At 42.6% G+C, this 18,234-nt stretch carries 19 protein-coding genes and 1 riboswitch; of the genes, 8 read left to right on the forward strand and 11 right to left on the reverse strand.

Going from position 1 to position 18,234, the window contains the following annotated elements:
* The first annotated feature begins 51 nt into the window (after positions 1-51).
* Positions 52-441, forward strand: coding sequence for a YidH family protein (locus tag ACZZZC_RS20990; RefSeq protein WP_056095288.1), 390 nt, complete (start codon positions 52-54; stop codon positions 439-441).
* A 73-nt stretch (positions 442-514) separates the two neighbouring features.
* Here ACZZZC_RS20990 and ACZZZC_RS20995 read toward each other — a convergent pair whose 3' ends face one another.
* The 8 genes from ACZZZC_RS20995 to ACZZZC_RS21030 all read right to left on the reverse strand — a co-directional run bounded on the left by ACZZZC_RS20995 (position 515) and on the right by ACZZZC_RS21030 (position 9,528).
* Positions 515-871, reverse strand: coding sequence for a response regulator (locus ACZZZC_RS20995; protein ID WP_056095291.1), 357 nt, complete (start codon positions 869-871; stop codon positions 515-517).
* 87 nt (positions 872-958) lie between these two features.
* Positions 959-1,141 (reverse strand): hypothetical protein, encoded by a 183-nt coding sequence (locus ACZZZC_RS21000; protein ID WP_056095295.1) that lies wholly within the window; start codon positions 1,139-1,141, stop codon positions 959-961.
* A 31-nt stretch (positions 1,142-1,172) separates the two neighbouring features.
* Positions 1,173-1,739, reverse strand: a complete 567-nt coding sequence (locus ACZZZC_RS21005) for a hypothetical protein (RefSeq protein WP_056095298.1) — start codon at positions 1,737-1,739, stop codon at positions 1,173-1,175.
* The gene (locus ACZZZC_RS21010; RefSeq protein WP_056095301.1) at positions 1,736-1,966 is read right to left on the reverse strand and encodes a hypothetical protein; all 231 of its coding nucleotides are present in this window, start codon (positions 1,964-1,966) and stop codon (positions 1,736-1,738) included. The genes ACZZZC_RS21005 and ACZZZC_RS21010 overlap by 4 nt, the downstream gene beginning before the upstream one ends.
* Before the next feature lie 68 nt (positions 1,967-2,034).
* Entirely contained in the window at positions 2,035-3,114 is a 1,080-nt protein-coding gene (locus ACZZZC_RS21015; RefSeq protein WP_056095304.1) for an efflux RND transporter periplasmic adaptor subunit, read from the reverse strand.
* Between the two features lie 12 nt (positions 3,115-3,126).
* Entirely contained in the window at positions 3,127-6,348 is a 3,222-nt protein-coding gene (locus ACZZZC_RS21020; RefSeq protein ID WP_056095306.1) for an efflux RND transporter permease subunit, read from the reverse strand.
* A gap of 7 nt (positions 6,349-6,355) precedes the next feature.
* Positions 6,356-7,747, reverse strand: a complete 1,392-nt coding sequence (locus ACZZZC_RS21025) for a TolC family protein (RefSeq protein ID WP_056095310.1) — start codon at positions 7,745-7,747, stop codon at positions 6,356-6,358.
* A 1,544-nt stretch (positions 7,748-9,291) separates the two neighbouring features.
* Positions 9,292-9,528, reverse strand: a complete 237-nt coding sequence (locus tag ACZZZC_RS21030; protein WP_231459955.1) for a four-helix bundle copper-binding protein — start codon at positions 9,526-9,528, stop codon at positions 9,292-9,294.
* Positions 9,529-9,857: 329 nt separating this feature from the next.
* A riboswitch (Fluoride riboswitch) is annotated at positions 9,858-9,926 on the forward strand.
* Positions 9,927-9,968: 42 nt separating this feature from the next.
* On the opposite strand from ACZZZC_RS21030, the gene ACZZZC_RS21035 reads away from it, so the two are divergent.
* Genes ACZZZC_RS21035 through ACZZZC_RS21050 form a run of 4 tightly spaced genes read left to right on the forward strand, consistent with a single transcriptional unit; the run spans position 9,969 to position 13,591 of the window.
* Positions 9,969-10,523: a phosphatase PAP2 family protein gene (locus ACZZZC_RS21035; RefSeq protein WP_316844994.1), complete on the forward strand. Its 555-nt coding sequence runs from the start codon at positions 9,969-9,971 to the stop codon at positions 10,521-10,523.
* Between the two features lie 4 nt (positions 10,524-10,527).
* Positions 10,528-10,941, forward strand: a complete 414-nt coding sequence (locus ACZZZC_RS21040) for an EamA family transporter (RefSeq protein WP_008245453.1) — start codon at positions 10,528-10,530, stop codon at positions 10,939-10,941.
* Between the two features lie 58 nt (positions 10,942-10,999).
* Positions 11,000-12,280 carry a phosphopyruvate hydratase gene (gene eno, locus ACZZZC_RS21045; protein ID WP_008245454.1) on the forward strand — a complete coding sequence of 427 codons (1,281 nt, stop codon included), beginning with the start codon at positions 11,000-11,002 and terminating at the stop codon, positions 12,278-12,280.
* 18 nt (positions 12,281-12,298) lie between these two features.
* Positions 12,299-13,591, forward strand: a complete 1,293-nt coding sequence (locus ACZZZC_RS21050; RefSeq protein ID WP_008245455.1) for a voltage-gated chloride channel family protein — start codon at positions 12,299-12,301, stop codon at positions 13,589-13,591.
* 160 nt (positions 13,592-13,751) lie between these two features.
* Here ACZZZC_RS21050 and ACZZZC_RS21055 read toward each other — a convergent pair whose 3' ends face one another.
* The 3 genes from ACZZZC_RS21055 to ACZZZC_RS21065 are packed head-to-tail and all read right to left on the reverse strand — an operon-like array spanning position 13,752 to position 15,580.
* Entirely contained in the window at positions 13,752-14,141 is a 390-nt protein-coding gene (locus ACZZZC_RS21055; protein ID WP_008245456.1) for a YidH family protein, read from the reverse strand.
* Positions 14,142-14,181: 40 nt separating this feature from the next.
* Positions 14,182-14,688, reverse strand: coding sequence for a hypothetical protein (locus ACZZZC_RS21060; protein ID WP_056095394.1), 507 nt, complete (start codon positions 14,686-14,688; stop codon positions 14,182-14,184).
* Positions 14,681-15,580 carry a LysR family transcriptional regulator gene (locus ACZZZC_RS21065; protein WP_056095397.1) on the reverse strand — a complete coding sequence of 300 codons (900 nt, stop codon included), beginning with the start codon at positions 15,578-15,580 and terminating at the stop codon, positions 14,681-14,683. Before ACZZZC_RS21065 ends, ACZZZC_RS21060 begins: the two co-directional genes overlap by 8 nt.
* 144 nt (positions 15,581-15,724) lie before the next feature.
* Here ACZZZC_RS21065 and ACZZZC_RS21070 point away from each other — a divergent pair, with 144 nt between their 5' ends.
* Genes ACZZZC_RS21070 through ACZZZC_RS21080 form a run of 3 tightly spaced genes read left to right on the forward strand, consistent with a single transcriptional unit; the run spans position 15,725 to position 18,225 of the window.
* The gene (locus ACZZZC_RS21070) at positions 15,725-16,810 is read left to right on the forward strand and encodes a c-type cytochrome (protein WP_082491480.1); all 1,086 of its coding nucleotides are present in this window, start codon (positions 15,725-15,727) and stop codon (positions 16,808-16,810) included.
* A gap of 19 nt (positions 16,811-16,829) precedes the next feature.
* Positions 16,830-17,285 carry a DsrE family protein gene (locus ACZZZC_RS21075; protein WP_008245470.1) on the forward strand — a complete coding sequence of 152 codons (456 nt, stop codon included), beginning with the start codon at positions 16,830-16,832 and terminating at the stop codon, positions 17,283-17,285.
* A gap of 19 nt (positions 17,286-17,304) precedes the next feature.
* Positions 17,305-18,225, forward strand: a complete 921-nt coding sequence (locus ACZZZC_RS21080; protein WP_056870676.1) for a molybdate ABC transporter substrate-binding protein — start codon at positions 17,305-17,307, stop codon at positions 18,223-18,225.
* Positions 18,226-18,234: the final 9 nt, after the last annotated feature.

Below are 18,234 nucleotides of genomic sequence, written 5' to 3' on the forward strand. Positions count from 1 at the left end.
AAAATTTTGTTAATCAGGCATGCGGTGATCCGTCAACCAATATTATCAATAATGGAAAAAGAAGAACAAGCCATTCCTAAATCAAACACTGGTGACCATCTGGCCAACGAACGGACTTTTCTTGCCTGGATAAGAACTAGCATAGGAATTATGGGCTTTGGTTTTGTGGTGGTAAAGTTTTCACTTTTTATCAAGCAGATCACTCTCGCTCTTGGGGCCAAAGCCGTCGTACACCAAACCGGCAACTCACAGAGGATAGGAATACTTCTTGTCGGGGTAGGCGCACTGACCATCATCCTGGCATTTATGCGCTATCAAAAAACTCATACACTTATTAATCAAGGCAGTTATTACCATTCCTCTACACTCATCAAAGTCCTTACCGTGGTTATTTTCATTTCAAGCATGCTTTTGTTGATATATCTTGTAAGAACGACTTAGCGGATCTCTGACATGGAAACACTGATTGTGAGCACGAATACCAAACTTGAGAGAACCCGTACTTTATCACCGGTCAAATATGTTTCGCTACCAAACGCAGCAGGTCGTGAATATCGAAAGGCTTTTTAATAAAATTCTCTGCAGCGCAGCCCCTTCTAATGTCATAACGGTCCGCATGAGCACTCATCATGATAATCGGAACATTCCGGGTTTTCTCTAAGGACTTCAGGTAACTGCAGACTTCAATGCCGTTTCCATCGGGGAGCATAACATCCAGCAGAAAAAGATCTGCAACATGATCACTTAGCCCTGCCATAAACGAGCTTACCGAAGAAAACGCGGAAACCCCGTACCCCTCACTGTTAAAAAGAAGCTGTAATACTTCGGTTATACCCTCATCATTTTCCAAAAGATATATCATCTTTTCCATTTGTCATGCATATTGTGGGTTGCCCCTGGTTATAATAAATCTGATTTGCCATTCCTACGAATGTTTTTTAAAGGTCTAAAAAGGCCCCTACTTCCTCAATTTTCGCTTCTCATTGAGATGGCCGGTTTCCAGGTTCAACCGCTCCAGCAGGTAACGCAATAAAACCTCTCTATCTTGGTTTGCGGGGTGATATGCGTTATCTCCACCCTTTGCTGAGGATTTATTATGGTCAAAAGTTTCAAATGGTTGTGAAATATTTTTCTCTGTCATAATTTAAATTTTAGGTTAAATATTTTGCCTATTATTTTTTAGTTCCTGAAATTGCCAGAGCCAAACGAAGTCCAAAAAAGGAAACCTGCCCTCCGCTGCTTTTCCAACCCTCATAACGAAGGCCGAGATCTGCACTATAATGCTTCGAAATTGGAATGCTGGCACCCAAAGTCGGTCCGTAGGCAAAAGAGGTATTCAGCCGGTCTCCAAGAGTATTTGCTGCACCAAGCTCAAGGGCAGCGTAATAGATACCTTCAAAGTAATATTTTGCTCCGACTTTAATTGGAACAACACCATTCATGCTTGTTGGCTCTCCTAAATAATCGAGACGTTTTTTTACCTCATCCCTGTAGCGGAAAGTCATATAGCCCGCAGATCCGGTTAGGTTGAGGTGCTCCGAAACCTTGAATTCCACCTTTGTTGATGCCCCATATCCGTTGACATAAGTTTTAGCCGTCTTACCGGTCGGAAAGCCCATGACAAAGCCTACCGATATCTTGGGGACGGCAGTTTGATCTTGCGCCTTTACCTTTACAGTCATTAATAACAGGAAACAGATCAGAAAAGGTTGAAATGTCCATCCGGCATAGGCACTCATAGGGAGGTCCTGTAAAAAATGTTTAACTCGGCCGCAATGCTTTCCAGGTAAGGGGCAAGCTTAAAATCTCTTGATACAAAGGATATTACCCCTTGTTTTTTACATTCCCAAACCGTCCCAACCAGCTCTCCCTCGATGTAGACCTGGTTGCATCTTTTCTTTGGGACATCTATGCAAATGTGTTTTCCCCCGATTTCAAACTCATGGTTAAATTCTAAATCTTTCATATTTTCCTTTTTTCTTATCTGACTAATAAAAAGATTTGCCGGGCGGCTAATATCCGCCCGGCAATGTTTTATAGCGTCTGACCGCTTTTGATCTCATCGTTCGCGGGCGAAATAATCTCTGTCCCGGCTTTGATGGAACCAAAAATCTCGGTCATCTCTGTTCCCTTCATCCCTTCCTTAATGTCAACGAGCTTGGCTTTACCATTTGCAATTTCCACTACGTACTTCCGTTCTGTAGAACGCACGATAGCAGAATTAGGCACAAGAAGCGAAGTCGCACCTGATTTAAGCGGGATTTCAACCTCGGCATACATGCCGGCCTTCAACCTGTTATCTTTATTGGCCACGTCAACCTCGACGATTTCCTGGCGCATGTTGCCCAGTGAATTTGCAGACCGGCTGATCTTGGCCTGGCGCTGTTCCCCCGGCAGCGCATTGAAGCGGAACTTGACCATCTGGCTTAGGTCCACTTTGTCTACATAATCCTCAGGTATAGAAACTTCAAGCCTCATGTGGGTCAGGTCCTGCAATACCAGCATGGGTAGGTCCGAAGATTTGCCCGCCGACACCAGTGCTCCCGGTGATACATTCCTGTCAACGATCACCCCGTCAAAAGGCGCATATACTTTCAAGTAGTCCTGCATGGTACGTACGGAGGATACATTTGACCGCTCAGCCTCAGCTATGGCCTTATCTCCTTTCATCCTGGAAAGCGCATTATCAAGTTCTAGCGGAGATACCGAACCTTCCTCTTTTGCTGCTTCTTTCAGACGTCTGTATTTCTCACTGCTCGCCGATGCGGTCTCCCGTGCCTGCAGGTAACGGGAATTTGCCGATTGCAATTGTGATTCGAGTTCCGGTGCTTCCAGGGTCATCAGCAGCTGGCCTTTGGTCACCTTAGAACCCAAATCGACCAGTATTGCTTTCACAAAACCATTGGCCTTGGGAAAAATGTTCACCTGGTTGAAAGGCTTGAGCACCCCGGGAATGCGGGTAAAACTGGAAAGGGCCTCTTCTTCGACCTTTGTGGTTTCATATTTGGCTTCCTTGCCGTTTTTTTCGGGACTGATGTTCACGGGCTTCTGGTTTCCGCCACACGCGGCCAGAGTACTTATAATTATTATGATGGGAATGAATCTGGTTTTCATGTTGTTTATCTTTTAAATTCTTGTTTTTCTAGGCATTAGGTTTGGTTCTTTTAAGCTGCTTTTTTTCTGTACCCAAGCGAAAACCTGCGGAAGGATGAAGAGCGCGGCAAGGGTTGAAAAGAATAGCCCACCAATAACAGCCCTGCCGAGCGGCGCGGTCTGTTCACCGGATTCGCCCAACCCAGAGGCCATCGGGATCATCCCGGCTATCATCGCAAAACTGGTCATCAGGATCGGCCTTAAACGAATCCCGGCACTCACCACTGCCGCCCGGGTAGAATCCTTGTAATCCAGCCTGAGTTTTTCGGCGTTGGTCACGATAAGTATCGCATTGGCCACTGACACCCCGGTGGACATGATCATCCCCATGTAGCTCTGCAGGTTAAGCGTAGAACCTGTAAGCAATAATGCGGTAAGCGACCCAAGGATTACAGCAGGAACGGTCGAAAGAACCGTCAGCGAAAGCTTGAAAGACTGGTAATTGGCCGCAAGCAGCAGGAAGATCACCAATATCGCAAAAGCAAGTCCGCCCTGAAGAGAAGATAGTGTTTCAGTCAACAGGCTCGACATACCTTTCACTTCAGCAGTTAGTCCCTTAGGAGGCGTGCCTACGGACTTTAGTGCCTTTTCTACATCAGCAGTTGCCGTTCCAAGATCCTTTTTATAAATGTTTGCGCTCACGGTCAGAAAGCGTCTTGGCCCGGAGCGGTCATATTCTCCTGGAAGGTAACTGGTATTGAAAGTAGCGATGTCGCCCAGTACCGGACTGCTCTGCCCTTTAACCAAAGGAATTTCTTTGAGCTCATCCATTGTATTCATGACATACTCTGGAACCTGTACCTGTACCTGGTAGGTATAGGCGGTTTTTTCATCGAGCCATTGGTTCTTCTCAGTAAATCGGCTGGATGAGGTACTTGCAGTAACTGACCTTGCGATATCAACCACGTTCAGCCCAAACTGCGCCGCCTTTAATCTATCAAGGGTAATAGAAACCACGGGAATGTGCAGGGGTTGAGCAATCTGGATATCACGGAGGTAATCTATTTTTTTAAGTTTAGAGAGCACCTTATTAGCGTAAGACTCGATCTGGTCCATATCTTTTCCTGCTACTCTGATCTCAATAGGAGTTGCAGCGCCTTGGCTCATAATCTTTTCGGTCATGTCAATCGGCTCAAAGGTGATACGTAGGTCAGGAAGTTTATAAGCGATGTTCTTTCTCAGCGCATCTTTCAGCTCATCCATATTTACCTTATAATCTTCATCAAGGTTCACCTGAAGCACAGCCTCATGGGTACCGGTATTGAAGATATATAAGTTACTTGTTCCGTAACTACTCGGAATAAGCCCAACGTATCCCGAACTAACTGCGATATGGTTATCTACTGTCTGATTGATAATGGAAAGTACCTGCTTAAATTTCTCCTCGGTGCGCTCTAATCTGGTACCGTCCGGCGCTTTGATGCGTATCTGGAACTGTCCGTTGTTGAGCTTTGGCATCATATCCTTTCCAATAAAAACAAATCCCAGTCCTGCAAGAGAAATGACCAGAACTAAATAAATCCCGACAATACCTTTTTTCATCGGCATCCACCGCTGGATGATTGCCATAAACCGCACCTTCACCCTTTCAAAGAAATCATTTTTTTCCGGTTCATCCTTTTCATTTTGCAGATGCTTTTCTACCTGCTCTCCTTGCCTCTCGTCCAGGGCCTCTCCTGCATGAGCATGGATCTTACCATGGTCATAGTGCTGGTAACGTTCTTCGTTTATCATCCAGTTGGATAGAATGGGAACTAAGGTCTGGGCCACGATGAAAGAGACAACCATGGTGAAGCCAATCGAAAGGGATAGTGGCAAAAACATCGCCTTTGGTATACCGTTCATCATAAAAGATGGTGCAAATACGGCCAGAATACACAGCAGGATGAGCAGCAGCGGGAATGCGATTTCTTCACAGGCATCGTAAATGGCTTCGCGTTTGGGCTTGCCCATTTCCAGGTGCTGATGGATATTTTCGATCGTCACCGTTGCCTGATCGACCAGGATCCCTATTGCAAGTGCCAGACCGCTCAAGGTCATGATATTTATGGTCTGACCGAACATGCCTAGTAAAAGCACCCCAATTAAAATCGATACCGGAATGGTGATCACCACGATAAGACTGCTTCGCAGATCACGCAGGAATAGCAACACCATTAGGCCCGTTAATAGTGCACCAAGACCACCTTCAGTGATCAGGCTTTTTACCGAGTTGATAACGGCAACAGACTGGTCAAATTCATAAGAGATGTGGACATCGTCCGGCAAGAGGCTCTGCATTTCGGGGATTTTGGCCTTTAAGGACTTTACCACTGACCAAGTCGAGGCGTCTGCTGTTTTGACCACAGGAATATACACAGACCGTTTCCCGTTGATCAATGCATAATCCACGGTAACATCCGCTGCATCGGCAACCCTTGCCACATCCCTTACCAATATTGAAACGCCGTTTTTTGTAGCTATTGGAATGTTGTTGAATTCATCGACCGTTTTAACCAGGGAGTTCATAGAGGTCACCATCATGGTATTGTCCAACCTTAGATTTCCCGAAGGAGACATGACATTGAACTTGGATAAAGCCCCTACCACCTCGTCCGGAGTCAGATTATAACTCCTTAATTTGCTCGGATCTACACTAATGGTAATCGAGCGGGAATTGGCACCGAATGGCGGTGGCGCTGAAAGCCCTGCGACAGAGGAAAACATGGGCCTGATACGCGTTGCCGCCATATCATAGATTTCTTTCAGACTGCGGGATTTGGCCGAGAGTACAAGCTGGCCTACTGGCAGTGAAGAGGCATCAAAGCGGACCACCTGCGGAGGCAAAGCGCCTGGAGGGAAGAACTTCATGGCCCGGTTAACCTGCAAGGCAACTTGGGCAGAAGCCTCTGCCATATTGGTGCTTTCATAAAAACTCAGCTTTAGCATCGTCAAACCCTGAATGTTTTTGGCGGTAATATTCTTAACGCCATTAACATAAAGAAACTGATCCTGTAGACGAGTGGAGAAGAAGCCCTCCATCTGTTGTGGAGACATACCTCCGTAGGATTCAATAACATATATTGTCGGCGAATTAAGCTGGGGGAAAATATCTATTGGGATCTTCAGCGCACTGAGAACTGCAAAGAGCAGTAAACTCGCGGTGATCACCACTGTTGTAATCGGCTTTTTCAGGGCCGAGGTAACCATTGACATATCTTTATTATTTTAATGTGTTTAACAGTGAATCTACTTGGTTGGTGGCGATAGCCTTTTGAAAAAGCGCCCGGATGTACAGATATTTTGCGTTGACAAAATCGGTTTCTGCACGGTAAAGGATGGTCAGGGCTGCATTGAGCTCAATGATGTCGGTCAGCCCGTTCTTATAAAGCGAGAGCTTCTGGCGATACCCTGCGGCCGCTGCCTTTAGCTGGTTTGGTATTTCATCGAGTCTTTTATGCGCGGTACTGATCTCAAGTCCTGCTTGAAGGGCGGCATTTGATAACATTAACCTTTCCTGCTGTAGTTCCTTTAAGTAAAAATTGCTACTGGCCTTTTGGGTCCTAAGCTTCAACTGACGCCTGCGCAGATCAAATAAGTTATAACTGATCCCTACGCCCACGAGGTAATTTTCCCGTTGCCATTCCAAGCCATTCGAGAGACTGTTGAAATTATCATTGGCATCAATGCTTGATCCCCTTGACCAGGCAGCAGCTTGCAGGCTTACCTTTGGATTATAGGCTTTTTTGACCAGGTTTTCCTTCTCAACGCTGCTTAGATAATTGCTTTTGTAGAAATCAAGCAGCGGATGGCTTGAACTGTCGGTCAACTTTACCGATAGGTTTACCTCAAGCGATTTTAGCCGATCCAGGATCGTACTGTCAGCGACAATACTTTCCGGATTTAGCCCGCTGATTGCTGCAATGTCGAGCTGAACCTGTCTGTAGGTATTGTCCATTTCAATATAGTTCAATCTTGATTTGGAGAGTTCGGCCCCTGCGATACTGGTATCCACACCCGGACGCACACCGCTTCTGGCAAGGGATAAAATCGAACGGTTGATCTGCTCATTGCGACTGATATTGCTTGCTTGAATGGATAGCATGTCCTGAAGCTTTAGTAGACTCAGGTAATCATCAATAGCGATGGCCCTTGTCTGGTATCGGCGCTGGGCAAACTTGGATCGTTCAACGACAAGTTCTGATTTGGCGACTGCATTCTGAGCTTTATAGGCACCAAAATTATAGACCTCCCAATCAAGGGAGACAATACCAAGATTAGTAAGTGTAGCCTTGGTAGTGCTTTCAGTCCTAACACCTCTGGAATTGGAGGGAACTATACCAAAGGCCATATAAGGTCCTGCCACGTTATTGTTTGAGCCCAGATCTGCCTGATAATTAAGCTTCAGATTTGGAAGGGCATTCGCCGCGGTCTCTCTTAACTGGGCGGCACGTATATCAACTGTTGCTGAATCAGCGGCCAGTGAAGGTGAAAAAGCGGTCACGTGATCGATCAGATCAACGATCCCGATGGGCTTTGGGGAGGTTTGGGCATGGCTTTCCAGCCCCATATATAAAAGTGGGAACAAACAGAAAATCTGTTTAATACGGATCATGTCTTTAAATTAAAATTTAAGGAAAAAGATTTGACGGACGTCTTGGACAGGAAACACGGTGATTAACCGGCCGTCGTCACTTCATCATTTGAAGGACCTGTCAATAAAAGAAAATTGAGATAAATCTCAGATCCGAAAGACCTGGTTGGAAATATAAATTGGGACTGATCCGGCAATCCTGTATCTGATCTCAAGAAAATACCTGTTTAGGTTAGAGGCTAAAAGCGAAAGCCCCAAAAATAAGATGACGCCGATAAGAAAAGCTTCCAAAACAGGAAGCACGGTTTTCTTGCGTTCATCAAGGATACACTTAAATTGTCTGGTAATTTTTGAATCCTTTCCAAGCGGAGAAAAGCTACCTTTGTACTGCGCAGCTGATTTTATTCCCCGGGCGGACTCTAAAAGGGAGAGGTTGGATAAAAAAAAGATATTGCCCAAAGAGATAATCAGGTACAGCAAGACGACTCCAATTATAGAGCAATTTGGTACCTGCTTAACTTTCAAACCCTTCAAATTTAACAACCTAAATATATAGGCGCTAAAATCTGCATTAATCTAAAAAGATGAGAGGATAAACCGCAACAAAACCGTTACAAAATATCAACAAATATTAGGTTACGATATTTCTCACCCTACTTTCGATTGTCATCGAATAATTTCTTTTTCCTATACTGTCCCTCCATCTTGTTGTTCAAAACTTTATCAAAATTAACCACAGCTTCACAATGCTCAAAAAGGGTCGAACTTCCGCGGGTTGACCCTACTAAGTGGCAATATGAGGCATCTAAAAAGTATGCCTCTTATTTTTTAAACATTAAGAACTTGAAAATAAGTCACTTACAATAGATTAAATTGAATTTTTCGGTTCGAACTTTTTAGAATTTTCCCTAAAATTAAGATATACCGCAACTATTTATAAAACACCAATTGTCTAGACATCAGTGTTGAACTCCATAAACTGCTATCTAATTAGCCAAATAAGCATGTGGATTAGTTTCAATTGCGAACATCGATCAGCTTGAATATTATTCAATTATAGGATAAACGGGGGGAAATCCGTTTGGTCTAAATTTTTTTACAATTATGCGCAAATGCCATGTAGCTTGCATTTAATTTAGAAGGTACATACCCTCGGTTTAACAACGTGATTGATTTAACACCGCCATTGAAATGAAATTTGTATTTTTTGTTTTTTGAAATAATTTGATGAAGCGGGAATTGAAAGTTCATGCATTATTTAATGCATTCCTCAACTCGCATCTAGCCTTCATTTTCATAGAATTCGAATTATCAAGTACTCATCATCAAAAACTGAAATTCTTATTTGAATAATGGAATGAGTTTATGAGAATCATATCCTAAAAAACCCATTTTTTTAAGGCTAGAGAAAGGACATACCAAGAACAACCTCAAACCTTGGTAAATATCAAATAATGAGGGAATAATGAAAATAAAATGAATGGAATAAATTTGCCTATTTATAAAAATGAAAGGGCAACTAGAATGCTGCCCTTAATCAATTAATGCTCACGGTGATTGGCATCTTAAGCAGCTACTCCTGTCATTCTTCTGCATTCTTCCGCACAAGCCTTACAAGCATCTGCACATTCCTGACAATGCTGGGTATGATGATTACTACACTCATCTCCGCATTGCTGGCAAATATCTGCGCAAATACGGCAAATGTCTTGAGCAAAAGAGCTACCCATACTCATCAATTGAGCGGCAGAGTAGCAGATGGCTGCACATTGCATATCAAGCTCAATACACCGCGCCATCATTTTCACGTCTTCTTCCTGAGTGCATGAACTTGCACAATGATTGCAAATTGAAGCACACTTTAAGCATGCATCAATACAGTTTTTCCATTCATGGTATCCCATAACTTTAATTTTTTAGGGTTATAAAAAAAATTCCTATATAGATAACATGGTTATTTCCAGGCGGTTTCATTTTGTTTAAGAAAAGCTTTAATCCCGTGATATGATGCTTGTTTAAACGGTAGAAGAATAAGAAACTGGTTCTCGTATTCAAATAAGGAGGAATAGTGATAAATTAAATTCTCAACACCTACTTTAAGATTTTGCACATCATTTTATTAGTATTATATTTGCAATACGGAAATGGTGTCCTTCCGATTCAACCGCTTTTTTCAAAAGCTGATGGCGCCTACAATAGAAATTCCAGCAGGTAATAAAATCTGCCGGTCAAAGTATTGTAGGTGAAAAAATTAAAAATAAATTCTCAACTCTTATTGCTGGCAGCTATCTTAATTGCGCTTGTCTTACTTTGTCTGTCTGCCAAAGTGAGATCAGTGTTAGCAATGGTCCTGCCGGTTGAAACTGAATGGTTCTTGTGGATAAATCAGCACCATAATGCATTCTGGGATACGATCATGTACTGGGCCAGTGATAAGCGTTTTTGGCTTCCTTTTTATGCCTTCATTATTTATTGCCTCTTCCAGAATTTCTGCAAAAAAATTTGGCAGGTTCTTATTACCATTGCGCTACTAGTTGCTAGTGCAGATCAGATTGCTTTAGGACTGATTAAAAACACCGTTAAGCGTCTACGCCCTTCCCATGAACCGAATCTAACTACGATCATTCATTTAAGTAAAGCAGGTGCGGGTGGGATGTATGGATGGCCATCCGCTCTTTCATCACCTATCTTCAAAAGCATTCTTTCCGCTGGTTCGGCATTTACCGGATCATTGCCGGAGCAACGGTTCTTGTACTCATTTACTTTGGAATTATTCAATAACGGAAAATTAACATAAAACTATGTGGTGGATCTACGCGCTATTATCAGCTTTCTTTGCTTCCCTTACGGCCATCTTTGCAAAAGTCGGCGTAACCAATGTCAATTCTGATTTGGCTACTGCCATACGAACGGTGGTAATACTGATTGTAGCCTGGGGGATCGTAATGGCCAGAGGCGAACTTAAAGGAATTACGGAACTGTCAAAGCATAACCTGCTATTTCTTTTTTTATCTGGCCTTGCCACCGGCTTGTCCTGGATATTCTACTACAAGGCTTTGCAGATCGGGAAAGTGTCCCAGGTCGCCCCTGTTGATAAGTTGAGTGTTGCCCTAACTATTATACTTGCAATGGTGTTCCTGAAAGAAGCTCTTACCCTGAAAGTATTCTTTGGTGCCCTGCTGATCATTGGGGGAACACTGGTTTTGATCTTTTGAGAAACTCAATTATTTGTAAGCAACCGAAATACTAAAAATCAATATAAAACAAAAAACTATGAAATTAACTAAAATTCATGCCCGTGAAATTTTGGATTCCAGGGGCAATCCGACAGTAGAAGTAGAAGTCACTCTTAACGGAACAACAGCAAGGGGTATTTCTCCATCCGGGGCAAGTACGGGTGAAAAAGAAGCCGTAGAGCTTAGAGATGGTGATCCAGAGCGCTATAATGGTAAAGGCGTGGAAAAAGCAGTAAAAGGGATTAACGTCGAAGTCGGCAAATCAGTCACCGGCTTATCCTTTGAGGGTCAGCAGGCCTTCGATGATCATATAATTGGTCTGGATGGAACCGAGAATAAATCAAGGCTCGGCGCAAATGCGATGCTTGCGGCCTCAATCGCCTTCGCCCGGGCTTCGGCCGTTGCAAAAGGGATTCCCTTGTATAGGCAGCTAGTGGAAAGGGAAGGTTACGTAATGCCCGTACCGTGCATGAATGTCATTAATGGGGGAAGGCATTCTGATAACAACATCGATTTTCAGGAATTTATGATTGCCCCTCATAACGCCCCCTCGTTTAAGGAAAGTATCCGTATGGGCGAAGCTGTTTTTCATTCCCTGAGAAGTCTGCTAAAAGCGAAAGGCTATTATACCGGAGTTGGTGACGAAGGTGGGTTTGCGCCAAATCTGAGTTCTAATGAGGAAGCCGTCCAAATCATCATGGAAGCGATACATATTGCCGGTTTTGCTCCAGGCAAGGATATTTCCCTTTGTCTTGACCCAGCGACCAGCGAAATGTGGAATAATGGAAAATATGAATTTTATAAAAGTTCTAAAGAACGGATCACAACAGATGAAATGATTGGCTTTTGGGAAGGATGGTTAAAAGAGTACCCAATTATCCTGTTGGAAGACGGGTTGGGCGAAAACGATTGGGAGGGATGGAAAAAGCTGACCAGCCTTTTGGGAGACAAAGTGGAATTGGTTGGAGATGATATATTCTGCACCAACCCGAGTATTATCCAGCAGGGAATCGACCAGGGCATTGCAAACAGCGTACTGATTAAATTGAACCAGATCGGTACAGTTTCCGAAACGCTAAAGGCCGTAGAACTAGCCCAAAAAAACGGTTACAATTGCTTTATTTCTCACCGCAGTGGTGAAACTGAAGACACGACAATTGCGGATCTGGTTGTCGCTACCGGTGCGGGGCACATCAAAACAGGAAGTGGCTGCCGCTCTGAAAGGGTATCTAAATTTAACCAGTTGCTTCGGATAGAAGAAGAACTTGGTGATAGGGCATCATTTGCAGGAATCAATACTTTTTATAAAAAATTATAAATCAGCCGCTAACCTACAATGAAACATAATAAATTTTTATTTGAACACCTTTCGGTTTTTAAATATGCGGTTCGATGGACGCTGCTTATACTTCCTGTTGCCATTGCAATAGGAAGTATGGTTGCCTTGTTCCTTTGGCTGCTAGGCTGGGCCATTCACTTTCGCTTTCAGCATACCTGTCTCATTTTTCTGCTACCTTTAGCAGGTATTGTGATCCACCTGATTTATCAGTCAGTTGGTAGGTCCTCAGAAAAAGGAAATAACCTGATCATGGATGAAATCCATAGGCCGGGTGGTGGAGTGCCCAGGCAGATGGCGCCAGTAATCTTAATAACTACAGTGATTACCCATTTGTTTGGCGGATCGGCTGGAAGAGAGGGAACCGCGGTACAAATCGGAGGAAGCATCGCAGGAATGTTTAGCCGCTGGTTTAAGCTAAATGAGGTAGACACCAAGATGCTCCTTACCGCGGGAATTGCAGCCGGGTTTGGGGCGGTGTTCGGAACACCGCTCACCGGTGCCATATTTGCAATGGAAGTTCTGGCCATTGGAAGAATAGAGTACAAGGCTTTACTTCCCGCATTAATTGCCAGCGTGCTTGGTGATCTTACTGTCTCTGCCTGGGGCATCCATCATACCGCTTATCACATCGATCTCATAGAGAAAAGTGCCTACTTTCTATCTGAATACCTGCCGGTAAACCTACTCCTGCTTAGTAAGGTTATTCTAGCATCCACATTGTTTGGTCTGGCCAGCTACCTGTTTGCTGTAATGGTGCATGAGATCAAGGCCTTTTTTTCTAAAGTATGTAAGATCCAGTGGCTTATTCCTGTTATCGGTGGTCTGATTATTATAGGCTTGACTTACGCCATCGGGAAACCGGATTACTTAAGTTTGGGCGTGGATAGCGAATACCAAGGAGCCGTTACAATTCCCTCTGCTTTTCAGCCTGGTGGAGCAGATACTTGGAGCTGGTTATGGAAGACCATTTACACAACTTTAACATTAGGAACTGGATTTAAAGGTGGTGAGGTAACGCCTTTGTTTTATATTGGCGCAACATTAGGCAATGCACTTTCGACCTTATTAAATGCTCCAGTTAGTTTGTTTGCTGCCCTTGGATTTATTGCTGTTTTTGCTGGTGCAACGAATACACCCCTTGCCTGTACGATTATGGGTATAGAACTTTTTGGTAGTGAATACACCATGTTTTTTGCGGTAGCCTGTTTTACAGCCTATTTTTTCAGTGGCCATTCAGGTATATATTCTTCACAGCGTATTGCGGTACCCAAAATATTTACGGGAACATAAAATATTGACTTATCCTGTTCCTGTGGATTATCATAAAGAGGTGAAATTTTTATAAGATCCTTGACCAATGCAATCAGCAATTTATATCAAAAAACAACGCTATATCGACCGCTTTCCTTCCTCTCTTTTCTAAAGCATCAAGTACAGATGATTTAACTGCCTATGTTGTTTTAATAAGGTAGAGCAGTAAAAGTATACTAGCTATGAAAACTAAAGCGGTTAAAACTTTAACAAAAAGTGTTGAATGGTAATACACCCCCTGATTCAATTGTTCTTTCGTTGAATTATATCTTAAGTAAGAACAAATGATAGTAATTGCTCCCAGGGCAACTAGAAAAATCCCGATAATGCGGGAATCTCCGGTTTGGTGCAGGGGCACTTTACTCCCCAGTGCGGCACTGATCTGCTTGATAAATAGCGAGAATTTCATCACCACGAAGCCAAATCCCATGATACCAATACTGGTTCTGATCCAGGCCAAAAATGTTCTTTCATTAGCCAAATGGTCTCCTGCATGCTGTTTGGTGTTTTCCTGATCTTGAATTTTCATCTTGTTCTGTATCGGTATATTACAGCAATATATTTGCATGTTATGTCAATATCGATGCCAGTTTGGAGATGATAACCCTGGTATCCCGGATGCAAGTAAGCCTGTTTGATTCAGTGCCGGCAGGATAGCAGGTAACTGCAATTTCTTCGATAAACGATAAGCCTGATAGGTCAATAGATTCTTTAACCTCTTGTTCAATGCTTTTCATTAGGATCATGATTAATCGGGGTTGATATGTTCTGATTTTATGAGCTAATTGCTCTATTCCCCCCTGCCTCTGGTTTTTTCTGATTTTAACTGACGATTTATCAATAGGTGTACAAGTTAGATGTTCCAAAAAGCATCCCGTGCCTTTAAAGAACTGCAAAAAATCTTCTACAGATTTAAAATCGCCAAATACCTCACTAAATGCAAGATAAATTGTTCGAAACAGATTAGTATTTCCCAGGTAAAAATGTTTATCGTCACCTCCAGGAGCTTCAGAAACAAAGAGCAGCAGCACTTTAGCTGGCTGATATTGCCTCGAAATTTCGGTAACACTATACATTATAGTTGTAGCTTTTAGCGAAGCGCATAAATAGTTCCGCCAGAGCGTCCTGCTGACCATGAAGCTGAATGAAATGAAACGGCCTTTCGATAACCATATCCTTGATATCTATGATGCGGCATTCATTATTCTTGAGCTCTTTCAATATGGAGTGGATAGATAAAAAAGCCAGGCATTTGCTGTGAATCAAATAGGATTTAATGCTTTCGGTACTACCTAACTGCATTTCTATATTTAAGTCCCCCACCTTTATCTGGTGTGCTTTTAAAGCATATGCAATAACATCTAGTGTACCAGAACCAGGTTCACGAAGTAATAAATCATAATCCTTCAACTCATTCGGTTTGATCATTTCCTTTTTCATGGCATAATTGTGACCAGAACACACCAGCACCAGCTCGTCTTTTAGATATTGTTCGTATTTAATCTGTGGGTTCCGGGAGATGCCTTCAATGATTCCAAAATCTATTTCCTTAGCAATCAAACGCTGCTCTACATCTTCTGTGTTTCCGGTAACCAGTTGAATTTGTATATCCTTAAACTTATTGTGAAACTGTGCCAATACAGGTGGAATGATATATTGTGCCACAGTACTGCTGGCACCAATCCTCAATATTCCTTTATGCTGTTTAGTAAGTAGATTCATATCATATTCCAGTTCCCGGTAAGTTCCAAAAATCTGTTCTGCGTAATGCAACAATAATTCGCCGGCTGGGGTGAGGCTGATTTTTTTGTTTCCACTGCGTTCAAATAATGACATTTTGAACTCCTGCTCTAATTCTTTAATGTGTTTGGTTACAGCAGGCTGACTGATAAATAACTCTGCCGAGGCCTTTGTAAAATTCAGCCTTTTAGCGACAGCATAAAATACTTGCAAACGGAAATCTATCATACACGGTTTTAGTAGATAACCTAAGATACAAACAATTTGTTTCAACGGGTACTGACATCATAACCTTACGTTATCATCAATAACTTTTTATGCTTTTTCTGATGAGTAGAATAAATGCACATTTGTAACAGAAAAATATTGGTTATGAATAAGGAATCAACAGAAAAAGAAATCAGACAAGCACTTATATATACAGCCAGGACAACGGCTATCATTGCGTTTCTATTTGTTGCTTGTGGAACCATTTTCATCTGCACTTTATTTTTTAATGGGCAGCCAGATGTAGTGACAGCAAAAACCAAACAGGATGTGGAAACCGGTATAGCTGCTGTTAACGTCAAAAGCCAGGTTGTACCTGCTGATGCCTGGAAAGCGCCTGATGAAAATACGATTCCGGCGGACACCAAGTACGGCCAGATGATCAGGTATGGCAAAGAATTAATAGCACATACGAGCAAATATTTTGGGCCAAATGGATCCATAGCCCGTATTACAAATGGTATGAATTGTCAGAATTGTCACCTCGAGGGTGGAACCAAACTGTTCGGAAATAATTATGCTGGTTTTATTTCCAGTTTTCCTAAAATGAGTGGCAGATCAGGAAAGGTTGAACCTGCATCGGCACGTATTGCAGAGTGCTTCAATCGAAGTCTTGCAGGCAAAGTACCAGACGAATCTAGTAAAGAGATACAGGCAATGCTGGCTTATATGAAATGGCTTGGAACAGGTGTAAAAAAAGGGGAGAAAGTGTTTGGAACGGGAACCGAAAAATTAAAATTCCTGGATAGGGCAGCGAATGTCAAACATGGAGCGATTTTATATACCAGTAAATGTCAAAGTTGTCATGGTGCAAATGGTGAGGGAATACTCGATGAAGACAAACTAACTTATGTTTATCCGCCATTATGGGGCAAACACAGCTACAATGATGGCGCAGGGATGTATAGACTCAGTAACTTTGCGGGGTTCGTAAAGAACAATATGCCATATGGTGCCAGATATGGAGATGCGCAGTTAAGTGATGAGGAGGCCTGGGATCTCGCTGCTTTTGTGAACTCACAGCCAAGACCACATAAAGATCAGGGAAAAGATTACCCTGATTTGTTAAAAAAACCTTTTGATGCGCCATACGGACCATATGCCGACAAATTTTCTGAAAATCAACATAAGTATGGTCCATTTGCACCAATTGTAACCTCCGAAAAACAAGTAAAACTAACAACTAAATAAATCATCAAAATCTAAAATCATGAAAAAAATAACCTTAATCTGTACATTATTTTTGCTGATCGCAGCAACCTCGGCCACTTTTGCCCAAGCTACACCTGCTAATTTTACAGGGGCAAAAGCCACCCTGAAAAATTATAAGGCACTGTATGTAATCAATAACGGTGATGAGAAAAAGATTGCAGGAACACTTCGAAACCTAAAAAATGCACTCGACGATCCCAGGTTAAAAGGGAAAATCAATGCAGAACTTATTGCCTTTGGAGATGGCGTAGCTGTTTACCAGAAGAACGGATCTTTTGAAAAAACATTGTTAGAACTGCAATCCAGAGGAGTAATTCTTGCACAATGTGAAAATACCGTCAGAGAAAGGAAAATCGAAAAAAATACCTTATTTGATTTTATCAGTTATGTACCCAGCGGCAATGGTGAAATCATCATCCGTCAATATCAGGGATGGGCAGTTGTACATCCTTAAACCAAATAATTAGAAAATCATGAAATATATAAATCACACCTTTTTAGCCACAGTTGCATTTTTATTGCTTTGTGGAAATGTTAAGGCCCAGGATCATCGCTTTGATCCGCCCTGGAATACTCCACCTGAAAGTAAAGTTCAGTTCACAGTACCTGGAGTAGACAATGTGCCTGATCTTTTTGGAGACATTAATGATCCCCAACTGGTGGTTTTCTTTGCCGGTAACCAGTTTATGTGCATTGACGAATTAATTGCAGCCTTTAAAAAGTCATATCCACATTATCAGCGGGTATTTGCCGAAACGCTTCCCCCAGGCATTTTAGCCCAACAAATAAAAACCGGTAGCATTGTGGTGGGCAACATGAGAATTACCTTAAAGCCGGATGTTTATACAGCTGGTAAGAACCGGATAGACATGACCCCTGAATGGTTTAGCAAAACGACTTTATATGCTAGAAACAGGTTGGCAATCATGGTCCAAAAGGGAAATCCGAAGGCATTGAAGTCACTCAAAGATTTAGCAAATAAAGAGCTGAGGATCAGTATGCCCAATCCAGAGAATGAAGGGATCGGTAAACGTATTGAAGAAGCCTATGTGAAAGCTGGAGGGGAAACATTAAAATCTACCATCATGGAAGATAAAGTTAAAGATAAGACTACTTATCTTACCATGATCCATCATCGCCAATCACCAATGAGGATCCTATACAACGAAAGTGACGCCGCTCCAGTATGGTATACTGAGGCCTACTATCAGAAAATGATTGGCCATCCTGTTGAGCTCATTGAAATTCCTGAAAAAGAGAATATCCATGCGCAATATATAGCGGGACAGTTAAAAGATGCGCCACATCCGGCCGCTGCAAAAGATTTTATGGATTTTTTGATCAGTCCGCAGGCTGCTGCCATCTACAAAAAGTTTGGTTTTGATTTACCTTAAACATAAACA

It is taken from the genome of Pedobacter sp. AC212 (genome assembly GCF_979258625.1).